Below are 13,603 nucleotides of genomic sequence, written 5' to 3' on the forward strand. Positions count from 1 at the left end.
TTGGTCAACAGAAAGGAGCGATGAAATGAGCAAGGTCACGATGCTTGTCATGTGGTTGTGCTGGCTGTTTACGCCAGTGCAAGGACAAAACTTTTCGAGCGGATCAACCGGGGCGGATGGCGCGCTGGACCTCACATCCGGCAGCCGCGAGGTTGAATTGCCGGAGTCAGGCATTTTGAACTACACGACCATCAACGTCCCGTCGGGAAGGTCGCTGACGTTCAAAGGCAACTTGAAGAACACGCCAGTCATTTTGCTGGCGCAGGGAAACGTCACTATCACCGGCTCGATCAGCGTCTCTGCGCGAAATCCAAACACTGGTCCAACTATTCCGGGTCCCGGAGGTTTTTTCGGCGGAGCAGCCGGACAAAACGGATTCGGGCCAGGTGGCGGGCAGGTCAATGGCACTGACAGGCACGGAAGATGGGTAGGTCCGCTTTCGCTCGTGCCAATCATTGGTGGGTCGAGTGGCGCGGGATCTACCGGCAGCAGTGGCGCAAGTGGCGGTGGGGCTATCGTCATTGCTTCTTCAACCAGCATCACCATCAGCGGGGGCATTTCTGCGAATGGATTTTCTTTTCTGGCAGGCACAACCCCAGGCCCAGGCGCAGGCTCAGGAGGTGCAATCCGTCTCGTGGCGAACACAGTCAGTGTGAGCGGCGATCTCAATGCGCGCGGCGGCAGTAGCACTTGCAATTGCCACGGCGTCATCCGCATCGAGACGCGGCAAGGCGGCGCTTCTTTCACCGGCAATGCCACGCCGCCTGCTGTGATCGCTTCGATCAACCCGGTCATCGTTCCGAATGCGGCCACGCCCGCTCTGACCATCGTCTCCATCGGCGGCTATCCGGTGACGCCTTACTCCGGCAGTCGCCCGGACGCGGTTGATCTGCTCTTGCCAAATCAACTGACCGATCCGCTCAGCATGGTTGTGCAGGCGAGCAACATCGCGGTGGGCACGCAGGTCAGGATGAACATCAGCGGCGTTGGCAGCTACACGCCCGGCACGCTCAGCGGCACGCTGCCCTCGTCTACGGCCACGCTGACCATCGCCGGATTGAATCGCAACGCGGCCACCTATCTGTTCGTCTACGCGACCTTCGGCGTCCCAGCGAGCACGGCGAGTTACAACCCGCCCGGCCCGGATCAAGTCGCACAGGTGCGCTTGGAAGCTGCGCCGGGCGCGCCATCGAAGTTCGTCTTTCTCCGCCACGATGGGAGCGAGATTGATCCGCGGCGCGTGCCATCGTCGTTGCTGCAACAGTTTGAACCATAGCCCCAGGAGTCATTATGCATGGCCTAACCGCTCCTCGTTTGAGCGCCAGTATGCTGCTGGCTTTGATTCTCGTGTGTCTGTCGGCGCCTGCTGCCTTAGCGCAACAGAGTCAAGGCACGGCCCCGAATCAACCCGCAGCACCAGACCAGACCTCCGGCTTTGCCGGCGTCGGCGTCGGTCTTGCGTTTCAGGAAACCGGCCAGACGGCAGCCGCGCGCGGCGTGGGCCTGGCGTTTCAAACTGCGCTGCCGGGCGCTAGTCAGAGCGTCGCGCTGCGCTTTGGCAATACTGGTGGCGAGGCGCTTTCCATCACGAACGTCCGCGCGCGGCAACTCGCTGATGGCAGCAAATTGGTCGAGGTGCTTTATGACTTGAATGGCGCGCCTGCCGCGGGTGTGGACGTCTTCGTCGTCTTCTCCGACAACGGCGGCAGCACTTATACAATTGCGCCAATCGTGGGCAGTCTGAGCGGCGCGGTCGGCGCAGGCATCAAGAATGGCGGCGACCGGCGCATTCTTTGGACAGCGTCGCAGAATCTGCCCGCCGAGACTTTCAAGACCAACTTTCAGGCGCGCGTGATCGTCAACAGCTTTTTCTCCGGCGTCTCCAATCTCTTCCCGGTGGATTTGCGTTCCAACTCGGCTGTGCCTATCGCGGCCTTCAGCTTCACGCCGAGCGCTCCGGCCATAGGCCAGACGGTCAAGTTCAATGACTTTTCGAGCGGACGCCCGACCGCGTGGGCGTGGGATTTCGACGCTGACGGCAGGCCTGACTCCAACTCGCAGCACCCGAGTTATGTCTTCACGCGGCCCGGCTCCTATCACGTGACGCTCACAGTCAGCAATGCTTATGGCTCGGCCAGCCTGACGCAGATCGTGCGTGTCAGCGCGAACGACAGCCTGCCGTTTGTGAGCGGCGTGGTGCGCTCTTATCCGGGCTTCTTCCTCGAAGGCAGCAACGTGGAGCTGCGTTTGGATGTCAGCGTGGATTGGCAGGGTGCGCCGGGCAAAGCCAGTTTCTCGGTCAATGGCGGCGCGGCGCTGGAGGAACGCGGGACGCTGGCCGGCGCGGCGCACACCTTCAAAATCGGGCGGGACATTCCAGCGCGTCTGAGCGGGACTGAGATCAAAATCACCGCGACCAATGGAGCCGGGCGTGTCGGCCCTGAGTGGCTGGAGAAGGTCTATGTCTTTCCTTTTCCCATCTGGCTGGCAGTCGGGTATCAACAAGACCCCTCCAGCGTCAAGTTCACCGCTGGCAATGGCGAGGTGAGTGCCAGCCTCCACAAAGATTTTCCGACGCCGCACCTGGCGCAAGACGGCCCGCTTGAGATTCCCGATTGGGTGCCTTACATCGGCGGGAGATTCGGTCTGCTCGAAACCTTCGCGCAAATCAAGGGCAACGTGTCGAGCACCGGCGCCGGCAGTCTGCAACTTTCCGGTCAGACGGGATTCACGGCGGGCGGCAAATCAATCAGCGGCACTGCCCCTGGCAGCGGCTACTTTTCGTCTCGGCCCGCCGAATGGGTTGGAGCTAACGGGGGCATCATTCAAGCTGGGCTTGACCGCCGAGATCAGCAAAGAGATTGGCCTCATTGACGCGGTTCCACCGCTGCAAGCGCTGGCGGGAATCAAACCGTTCAAGTGGTTGAACCAGCGCGCAAAGCTGACAGGCACGATCACCCCGCAACTTTCTTTCGACGCGAGTTTCGCGCAGCAAGGCGGTGAGTTGCGCTTCCGCGATGGCGCCGGCAAATTGGAAGTGGGGCTGAATGCCAAGTTGGCCTTCAAACCGCTTCCCCGGATTACCGCTGAAGCCAAGTTGGGTGGAACCGGTTCATTCACGCTCGGCGTTCCGGAGCCGCTGGTGCGTGAGCTACAAGTTGGCCTTGAAGCTTCGGCGCGCATCACCTTCGATTACATATTCGGCCTTGGCGGGAGCATCACAAAAAGATACGCAGCGCGCTGCGTTTGGCCGGTGACTGATGGGCAGCTTTGCCGGCGCAGCGATGATTCATCGAATTTCGCCGAGGACTCGTTTGACCTGACGCCGGATCGGCTGCCTGTCTCGCTCATTCAACCCGACTACGAACGCTTCGGCGCATACTCATTCTTCCAGCCCACGCCGCTGCTGAAAATCGCCAGCGCCGCGACACCGGTTTCAGCCCAGGAAACGACGCTCGTGCAAAACATCTTCCCCGGCGCGGTGCCCGCTATCACGCCGGCGGGCAATGGTCAGATTGTGCTCTGGGAGCAACAAGACACTTCGCTGCCGGTGCTGCAATCCACCGACATCGCCTGGTCATACAACGACGGCAACGGCTGGAGCGCGCCCGCGCTGATTGCGCACGACACACAAACCGAACTCGCGCCCGTTGGCGGCACGGATCAAAACGGCAAAGTGGTCGCCGCGTGGCTGCGGATCAAAGACCCGGTCTTCGCCACGCCGCTCAACACGGTCGCTGACCTGCCGCTTTTCTACAACAAGCTCGAAGTGGTCAGCGCCAGCTTCGATCCGCTGAGCCGAAGCTGGGGACCGGTGCGGCAACTGACCGATGACGCGGCGCTCGACACCAATCTGCGGATGTCGTCGGATGGCGCGGGACGTTTGCTGCTGACGTGGTTGTCGAATCCGCAGGGCGAATTCATTTCGACCGCGTCCAGTCCGGCGACGATCAAATTCAGTTTCTGGGACGGCGCGAATTGGAGCGCGCCTGCGGCAGTGGTGAATGGGTTGGTGGGCGTGAGCAGCCACGCCGCCGCAGTCAAGGGCACGAACGCTTTCATCATCGTGCCGCGCGAACCGAATCCCGATCTGCCCAGTGATGGCGTGCTTGAGCTTTACCGCTGGAATGGCGCGCAGTGGAGCGCGGCGACGAGCTTCGCTGCTGGCGGCGTGGAGAATCGGTCGCCTGCAGTCAGCTACGACGCGGCTGGGGAAGGGCATATCGTCTGGGTGCGCGGCGCTGATTTGGTTCACGCGACGCTCAGCCAGCCCGTGCCGGAGGTCGTCCGCGCGGGCAGCAACGGTCTGGGCTTTTACGATGCAAAGTTGCTCATCAATCCGCAGGGCAACCTGACGCTGGTCTGGCAGCAGGTGGCGGACAACGGCCCAGCCAACCTCTTCGCCGTCGTCTACGACGCCGCAGCCGGAACCTGGAGTGCCGACCGCCGGCTGACCGAGAGCGCGGCGTTGGCTTACGATTTCGCGGGCTATTACAACGCGGATGGTTTGTTGCGCGGCGTCTACTTGAGCACTGAGATTCGGCGCACGATGGCGACCGTGCTGTTTGGCGGCCAGCCGCAAACGATCTCGAATATCCCGGAGAACGGGCCAACTGAGTTGCGTGTGTTCGAGCACTCGCTGATCGTTGACCTGGCCGTGAGCGACAAGGATTTGACGCTCGACGCTCATGCCCCGCAGCCTGGCGAGGCGGTGACGGCGCTGCTCAATGTGCATAACGCCGGTGATTTTGCGGTCGGCAGCTTCAGCGTCAACCTTTACGCTGGCGGCGCTTGGCTGAGCACAGACCAGGTCGCAGGGCCGCTGGCGGCAGGCGGTTCTCGCATCGTGACATTTCACTTCACTTATCCGGCCGGTGGTGGTGATCTCGTCGCGGTCGTTGACGCGGACGAGGTAATTACAGAGTTCTCCGAAGCCAACAATCGCGCGGCGCTTTATTTGACCAACACGGCTCCGCAAGCACGCCTTGCGACGAATGTGACTGGCGGACTCGCGCCGCTCACCGTCGCGTTTGATGCGTCGGGAAGTTTCGATGCGGAAGGCGAGGCCTTATCGTTCAGTTGGGCTTTTGCCGATGGTAGTCCGAGCGCCAGTGGAATGCGCCTGTCACACATCTTCACACAGCCGGGCAGCTATCCCGTGACTGTCACAGTGACTGATGCGCGAGGGGCGGTCGGAATCGTGATCGTCACGATCAACGTCGTTGTGTCGCGACCTGTAACGACCGTCTCCGCCGCCAGCTACAACGCGGTCTTAGCGCCGGAAATAATCGTTGCCGCTTTTGGCTCCGCACTGGCGAATACGACTAAGGCGGTGGAAGAAACGCCGCTACCAATCGTGCTCGATGGCGTTTCGGTCAGGGTGCGCGACAGCGCTGGCACAGAAAGACTCGCCCAACTCTTCTTTATCTCACCGACGCAAATTAACCATCAAATTCCCGCGGGCACGGCCACCGGCGCAGCTACAATCACCATTAGCAACGGCGACGTAGCGATAGCCACCGGTACGGCACAAATCGCTGCCGTTGCGCCGGGGTTGTTCACCGCCGATGCCAGCGGACGCGGCATACCGGCGGCGGTTGTTTTGCGCATCAAGGCCAATGGGGCGCAAAGCTTCGAACCAGTCGCGCGCTTCGATCCCGCGCAAAACCGTTTGGTCGCCGTGCCGATTGATCTCGGCCCCGCCACGGAGCAGGTCTTTCTGCTCTTATTTGGCACGGGCATCCGCTTCAACAGCGGCTTGGCCGCCGTGACAAGCCGAATCGGCGGCGTCAATGCGGAGGTGACTTTTGCCGGAGCACAGGGGAGTTTGGTTGGGCTGGATCAAATCAACCAGCGGCTGCCGCGCAATCTGGCGGGGCGCGGCGAGGTGGAAATCGTGTTGACGGTGGACGGGCACCCGGCCAACACTGTGCGCGTCGGTATCAAATAAATTCCGAAAGGACGCGCTTATGAAACCCTTCCACCTGGCCCTGGCCGTGCTTGCGGCAGCCGTGTCGGCAATCCAAACGTCCGCCCAAATTCCCAACATCGGCCCGGTCGGCGAAATCAAACGCGAACAGACCGGCTTTCAATTCACCGAAGGCCCCGCCAGCGATTTGCAGGGCAACGTCTATTTCAGCGACGTGCAGCGCAACCGCATCCACAAAATTGACACGCAGGGCGTGCTGACGACCTTTCTGGAAAACCAGCCCAGCGTCAACGGTCTGATGTTCGATCCGCGCGGACGGCTGATCGCCTGCCAGAGCGGGCGCATCGTGGCGATTGACCCGGCCACGCAGGAAGTCAGCGTGCTCGCCAGCCAGTTCGAGAACACCAATTTTCAAGGCCCCAACGACCTGGCCGTAGACCGGCAGGGCAACGTCTATTTCAGCGACCGCACGGCTGGCCCGGTTTATTTCATCGCCGCCGACCGCACGGTCAAACGGCTCTTCAACAATCTGGCGCAACCCAACGGCGTGCTGCTCTCGACCGATGAAAAGACGCTGTATGTGCTCTACAACCAGCCGACGCTAGCCGCGTTTCCCATTACCGCGCCCGGCCAGTTGGGCGAACCGAAAATGATTTCCTTGCAGGGCACAGGCGGCGGCGATGGGATGACGCTGGACACACAAGGCAACTTGTATGTCACGCGGCCCAACAGCAACGGCGTGCAAGTGCTCAAACCGACCGGCGAATCGCTGGGCCTGTTGACCTTTTCAGAAGCGCCGTCGAATTGCACCTTTGGCGGGCCGGATATGAAAACGCTCTTTGTCACGGCGCGCACGTCGGTTTATACGGCGCGCATGCAAACCATCGGGCATCGTTTGATCGGCAACACGGCCTCCCTTTCCGCCGCCAGCTTTGCCGCCGGAGCGCCGCTCGCGCGCGATTCGATTGTCTCGCTCTTTGGCAACGGTCTAGCGGCCACGACGCAAGCGGCCTCGTCACTACCCTTGCCGACGACGCTGGCAGGCACAGCAATAAAAGTTGTTGACAGCACCAACACCGAACGCACAGCGGCGCTCTTTTTCGTATCGCCCACGCAAATCAACTATCACTTGCCGCTCGCGCTGGCGGACGGGGCGGCGACGGTCGTGGTGACGGCTGGCAATGGTTCGATCTTCACGGAGAGTGTCCGCCTGGCCGCGACCGCGCCGGGTTTGTTCAGCGTCAATGCCAATGGGCAAGGGCCAGCGGCGGCGCTGGCCTTGCGCGTGCTGGCGGATAACACACAACGCTATGAGCCGGTCGCGCGTTTTGACCAGACGCTGAACCGCTGGATTACGATCCCGCTCGAATTCGGCGCGGGCGAGCAGCTTTTTCTCATTCTGTATGGCACCGGCGTGCGCAATCTGGGCGCGTCATCCAATGCGACCGTGACCGTTGGCGGAACGGTGGCGAACGTTAGTTTCGCCGGTGCCCAGGGTGATTTGATTGGCGTGGATCAACTCAACGTCGTCTTGCCGCGCGCCTTAACGGGGCGCGGTGAAGTGGATGTCGTGCTGACCGTTGGCGCACAGACGTCCAACGCGGTCAAAATCAATTTCAAATAACGGCGTGTTGCCAAAACTCTTGAAGCTATTCCAAGAACCTCCATCATCATTCTGGCGTTGAACCATTAGCTGCGGATGAACGACCTCTGGCAAAGCTTGATGAACAAAACAACTGACTGACAATCTATTCAAGCTGCGCCCGTATTGCTCAACAATCAACCTGAACCGTCTAAACTCAACAGGAGAACTTTATGCCTTACCCAAATTCCGCACCTTCGCGCCCGCTGCTGTGGCTGGCTGCCCTGCTCGGCTGCCTGCTCATCGGCAGCGCGGCGTCTGCGCAACAACCGCTCGGCACTATCGCGGGCACTGTCACCGACCCGTCGGGCGCGGTCGTCAAAGGCGCCACCGTCACCGCGACTTCCCTGGCGACGGGCGCGTCGCGCGTCACCACCACCAACGAGCAGGGCTATTTCATACTGCCCACCTTGCAAGCCGGTGAATACAAACTGAACATCACACAGACCGGCTTCGCCAGTTTTCTGGTTGACCGGATGGCCGTCGCTGTCGGCCAAACCGCCAACGTCGAGGCGCAACTAAAAGTCGCCAATGCCAATGAAACCGTGCAGGTCAGCGGCGCTGATGCCGCCGCTGCCGTCGAATTGCAGCAGGCCACCATTGGCGGCGTCGTCAATACGCGCCAGATCGAACAACTGCCGCTCAATGGGCGCAATTACTTGGAACTGGCGCGGCTGCAACCTGGCGTCGAGATTCAGGAGGGTCGCGCCTTCGATCCGACCAAGAGCCGTTACACCGGCGTTTCCATCGGCAGCCGCAGCGGTCGCGAAGCCCGCATCACGATTGACGGCGTGGACGCGGTGGACGAACACGTCGGCACCACGACGTTGAACATCTCGCAGGAGACGATTCAGGAATTCCAGATTTCGACTTCTTCGTCGGACACGTCTGCCGGGATCAGCGCGACCGGCGCGATCAACGTCATCACCAAACGCGGCAGCAACCAATTTCACGGCGGCGGCTTTTTCTTTGGCCGCAACAACGATTTCGCCGCGCGCCCGAATTTCTCGGCGACCAAGCCGGAATTCAGCCGCAAGCAATACGGTTTCAGCATCGGCGGCCCGGCTATCAAAGACCGGCTCTTCTGGTTCGGCAACTACGAAAAGACCAAAGAGGATTCGGCGATCAGCATCAACACGCCGTACTTCCCCAGCCTGACGACCTTCGCCGCGCCGTTCGATGAGAATTCCAGCAACGTGCGGCTGGACGGGCGCATTTCGCAAAACCACGATGGCTTCGTGCGCTGGACACGCAACGAAAATTCCAGCTTCGGCGGCTTCGGCGGCAACCGCTTGCCGTCGAGCGGCAATTTCAATACGAACATCACGCATCAATTCGTCATCGGGCTGGATTCGGTGTTGACGCAACATTTGACCAACGCCTTCCGCGTGGCGGGCACCGATTTCAAAAATCGCGTGCTGCGGCCCACGGCGGAAGCCCAAGCTGTGGGCATCGCCGGACTGGAAAACATTCGCATTGTCACCGATGACGGTTTGCTCATCACCGGCCCCGACAGCATCACGCCGCAATCCACCTTCGAGCGCTTCTATCAATTCCGCGACGATCTGACGTTTGTGGGCGGACGGCACACCTTGCGCGGCGGCGTGGATGCCGTGAAGTACCGCGTCACGGTACTCAACTTCGTCAACGGCTTCCCGCAGTTCAACGTGATCTCGCCCGCTTCGCGCAATCCGGCGGACATCGTCAACCAGACGTTCATCAACACCACGCTGGGCAACAAGAAAGGCATCCGCATTCCCGGCACGCCCGACAATGCCCATCGCAACACGCGCACTTCGTTTTACGGCGAAGATAGCTGGCGCGTCGCCACTAACCTGACGCTCAATTTCGGCGCGCGTTACCAAATAGATACGCATCCGCTCAACAACGATCTGCAAAAGCCCACGCTGGTCGGCCCCGTCCTGCCCGCCGGACGCGCGGACACGCCGATTGACAAGAATAATTTCGCGCCGACCTTCGGCCTGGCCTGGGATCCGTTTAAGAACGGCAAGACTTCGATCCGGCTGGGCGGCGGCATCTACTACACGCTGCGCATCAGCAACCTCGTGACCAACGAACGCGCCTCTATCGCGCCCTTCAATTCGGGCAACGATACGATCACGTTGACGGCGGGCACGACCAGCGGCGCGGTGGATTTCAACCGCGACGGTGTGGCCGATTTCAACTTCAACCCGATTCTGGTAAACGGCACCAAGCTCAAAGACGCGATTCCGGTCATTCTGGCCGGGCAGCAGGTTTACGTCTCCGCCCCGGCCAGTTCGACGCCGACGCTGGACATCACACGCACGGGCACGCTGATCACCAACGATCTGAAGACGCCCTATTCGCAGCAGTTCAATTTCGGCGTGCAACGCGAGTTGCCCATGAATGCGGTGCTCGACGCCAATTTCATTTACAGCCGCACGGTGCATGAATTCATGCGCGATGTGGACATTGCCAATTTCTTCCCCGGCAACGGCGCGCCGATCATCCTCGGCGATGGCCGCGCGCCGACGGCGGGCATCACGTTGATCACGTCGGATGGTTTCTCGCGCTATCGCGCCTTCACGCTCAAGGTGGACAAGCGGTTTGCGCACCGTTACCAATTGACCGGCAGCTATGCGCTGTCGAAATTGGAAACTTCGACAGCGGATGGTTTGGGCTTGGGCGGCGGCGCGCTGGTCAATCGTAATCCGAAAGCCAACTTCGGCATCGGCCCACTGGATCGCACGCACCGGCTGACCATGAACGGCATCGTCGAATTGCCCAAGGGCTTCCGTCTCTCGATGATTTCGACCTGGAACAGCGCGGTGCCTATGACGGCGCTGGTCGGTTCGGCGGACGTCAACGGCGACGGCATCAACGGCGATTTGGTGACCGGCACGCGGCGCGGCGATGTCGGGCGCAGGATTGATTCGGTCGCCAAGCTGAACGATGCGATTCACGCCTACAACCAGCAATTCGCGGGCAAGCGCAACCCGCGCAACCAGGTGCTGCCATTCGTGCCGGACGTAGCCGACAACATCAAGTTCGGCGATTCCTTCATCTCGCAGGACGTGCAGTTGTCTTATGTCTTGAAGCTGAAAGACCGCGTCAAGATCGAAGCGACGGCGCAACTCTTCAACGCCTTCAACGTGTCGAATCTGGTCGGCGCGGCGGGTCTGCCTGCCAGTAACTACAACGGCACGCTGACGACCATTGCGGCCTTGCCGACGGGTTTCAGCGTCAATGCGGCGGGCGCATTGGTGGACGCCAGCGGCGGGCGTGTGATCGCGGGCGTCTCGCGGTTGCCCACCGGTGCACTCATCACCAGCGGCTTTGGCAGCGCCAGCGCCGTGCGGCCCTCGATCCCGTCGGGCACGGGGTTGCCGCGCGCGGCGCAATTTGGCGTGCGGCTGAGTTTCTAAAGACAGAATGCTGCCACAGAGACACAGAGCCACGGAGAAAAGAGCAGGAGAGGCGTTAATCCTTCTCGCTCATTTTCCTCTGTGCCTCTGTGTCTCTGTGGCAAACCAAACGAAAAGCAAACGGCCCCGGCTCTCACACGAGAACCGGGGCCGTTTGCTTTTTGCGGTGTTCAGCCATTTCAGTTACAGCCAAACACATCGTTGCCATTGAACCGATCCAAGAGCGCTGCTAATGGGGCGAAATCCGCCGCGCGATTTTGGGTCGCCACGAATTGCGCTTGCATAAACAGGTCTTTGACCATCAAGGCAGGCGTCAGTGTGAATCCATTCGAAAGCTGCACCGGCGCAAAGTTAATGCCGTAACAACTCAGATTCGTCCACAGCACATTGGCGTTGACCACCGAGCCCTGGCCGCCCGCCAGAATCAGGTTGAGTTGCGCCGCCACATACTCCTGGTTGAAGCGTTGCGAGGCGGTCAAACTGAAGCCGGTGGGATTGCCTTGCAAGGCGCGCAGAATCGTCTGGAGGTTGTCGGTGCTGACCGACAGGTTGCCGTTGACGCCGCTGATCAACACGTTGCCTTGCGGAATGCGGCGCGGATTGAGCAGCCACCATTGCGGTGAACGCCAGCAGAAGGTGTCGCATTTGACCGGCGCTGGCGCTCCCACCGTCACCGTGAAGCTGCACGTGGCCGCCCCACAACTGCCATTCGCCGTGCAGGTCACGGTCGTCGTGCCCACCGGGAACGTCGTGCCCGACGCCGGCGCGCATGTCACCGCCGTGCCTGTGGGCGTGACGGTCGGCGCGCTGTATGTAACCGTGACCCCGCTGGCACTGGTTGCCGTGGTTGTGATGTTCGTCGGGCAGGTCAGCGTCACATTCGGCGTGGCCGTCACCGTGAAGCTGCACGAGGTTGCGCCCGGGGCAGTGCAATTTACTGTGGTCACACCTGTCGGGAAACTTGAACCCGACGCGGGTGTACAAGTCGCTCCCGTAGGCGTCGCATAGGTCACCGTCGCCGAGGTGCTGCCCGCAGGCGGGCAAACCGTCTGATTCGCCGGACAGACAAGTTGCTGTTGCACAGGACAGACAGGACAAGCCTCCTGACAAACCAGCCCCGTCGGGAAACCGCCCGTCAACCCGCCCAGCAAACCCGTGCCTGTCAGTGCGCGGTCACCCGCCTGTTCCATGCGCTTGAGCACGAAATCGGTAAAGACCAGCGCGCTCGCGCCGAGGTCGCCGCCGCGCGCGAGCGTCGCGCCGAATTGGAAGCAATCGTTCAGCGACGACCCCGCCGCCGGATCGAAGGCCAGCACCAGCAAGTCGGAACGGTTTCCCGCCGCGCCTGACGCCACGTTGAGTGAAATCAATTCGCCTGCCTGAATGCGGCCTTGCTGCGCCAGACGATCATTGCGAAAGAGCGCGCCGTTCGGAGGCAATGTCGTCAGGCGCACACCGCCGCTCTCGTGCGTGAAGACGGCCAGATTAATCACGCCCGTGCCATCCGGCTTTTGCACAAAGAAGGTCACGGTATCGCCCACGGTGGAACCAGCGCTGGCGAGTTCAAAGCCGATGTCCCAAATACTGTCCAGACAAGAAACGAACGTCACACTGCCATTGGGGGCGGCAAAACTCAGCCCGGACAAGCTTGTCCCGGCAAACCCGCCGATGCCTGCCGCGTCGCCGCCAAAATTCGCCGCATTGACGACGAAACTGCTCAGGCCCAGCACCGGCGTCACCGACGGCAGCGTCAGCGTGAAGGGTTGCGCCAATAGAAAGTGATCGCCGCCGGGTAAGCCCGCCGTAGTGGTAAACCCATGCGTCGTCGCGGGAACATTGAGTTGCGGGCATGAGCTTTGCGCGCTTACATGCCCTTGCAAAACCGCAGCGGAATCGGAAATGAGCAACAGCAGGCAAAGCAGTAAACAGCCGGCCAAACTGGCCTGGCTAACCTTCGTCGTCAATATTTGTTTCTTGGGCATACGACCCTCCTTCGGGTAGGGCAACCCCAGCGCGCACCGGGTGGGTTGACGCTGTGTTGCGGGCGTTCATTAAATTGCGGTAGCGGGTCAATGGGGAGCGAGCCACGCCGCAGATCAACGCCGACCGACGCAGATCAATTGAATTGGCTAACAGGACTGATCCGCGTTTTCCAGCGTTCATCCGCGGCAAGACCTCTCCTCTTTGAGCCACTACCAAATTGCGTCTGATCGGCAGACACGCTGTTGTGATCGAGAACAGGTGGCAAAAGCTATCGTCCAGGGAACGCGTCACATTTGCGACTCGCGCTGCCCACAGCAAGCGATATTCCTTAGTACTGTCCGCCATAAATCCTTTGAGGGTTGTCCGTCATGTTTTCGCCGCGATAGCGGCGGCTGACTTTAGCCGTGGGTGCAACCCACGGAGCGCGCAGTTGAGATTCCCGCGTCGCGTCGGCGACGCTTGAATTCAGGCATCGCTGACGCGACGCGAAAACCATTGTTGTCCTTCCCGGCGTTGAAAACGCCGGGCTAAAGTCAGCCGCCGCTATCGCGGCGAAGAGTTAGCGATTGCCCCCTCAACGAATTTACGACGGGGGTAGTGGTAAAAATGTAATGCTCGTCCGTTTTTGTCGCGTAGCGACAA

At 60.9% G+C, this 13,603-nt stretch carries 6 protein-coding genes; 5 read left to right on the forward strand and 1 reads right to left on the reverse strand.

The annotated features are described in order from the left end of the window. Positions 1 to 25: 25 nt before the first annotated feature. The 5 genes from HY011_32740 to HY011_32760 all read left to right on the forward strand — a co-directional run bounded on the left by HY011_32740 (position 26) and on the right by HY011_32760 (position 10,978). Complete coding sequence (locus HY011_32740; protein MBI3427715.1) at positions 26 to 1,276, forward strand: hypothetical protein; 1,251 nt, start codon at positions 26 to 28, stop codon at positions 1,274 to 1,276. Between the two features lie 14 nt (positions 1,277 to 1,290). Continuing rightward, the gene (locus HY011_32745; GenBank protein MBI3427716.1) at positions 1,291 to 2,874 is read left to right on the forward strand and encodes a PKD domain-containing protein; all 1,584 of its coding nucleotides are present in this window, start codon (positions 1,291 to 1,293) and stop codon (positions 2,872 to 2,874) included. After that, positions 2,837 to 5,950: a PKD domain-containing protein gene (locus tag HY011_32750; protein MBI3427717.1), complete on the forward strand. Its 3,114-nt coding sequence runs from the start codon at positions 2,837 to 2,839 to the stop codon at positions 5,948 to 5,950. The genes HY011_32745 and HY011_32750 overlap by 38 nt, the downstream gene beginning before the upstream one ends. Before the next feature lie 19 nt (positions 5,951 to 5,969). Beyond that, entirely contained in the window at positions 5,970 to 7,553 is a 1,584-nt protein-coding gene (locus HY011_32755) for an SMP-30/gluconolactonase/LRE family protein (protein MBI3427718.1), read from the forward strand. A gap of 191 nt (positions 7,554 to 7,744) precedes the next feature. Then, complete coding sequence (locus HY011_32760; protein ID MBI3427719.1) at positions 7,745 to 10,978, forward strand: TonB-dependent receptor; 3,234 nt, start codon at positions 7,745 to 7,747, stop codon at positions 10,976 to 10,978. A 179-nt stretch (positions 10,979 to 11,157) separates the two neighbouring features. Here the strand turns inward: HY011_32760 and HY011_32765 are convergent, their stop codons facing one another. Beyond that, the gene (locus HY011_32765; protein ID MBI3427720.1) at positions 11,158 to 12,960 is read right to left on the reverse strand and encodes an HYR domain-containing protein; all 1,803 of its coding nucleotides are present in this window, start codon (positions 12,958 to 12,960) and stop codon (positions 11,158 to 11,160) included. Between the last annotated feature and the right edge of the window lie 643 nt (positions 12,961 to 13,603).

The organism is Acidobacteriota bacterium (genome assembly GCA_016196035.1).
Taxonomy (GTDB): domain Bacteria; phylum Acidobacteriota; class Blastocatellia; order RBC074; family RBC074; genus JACPYM01.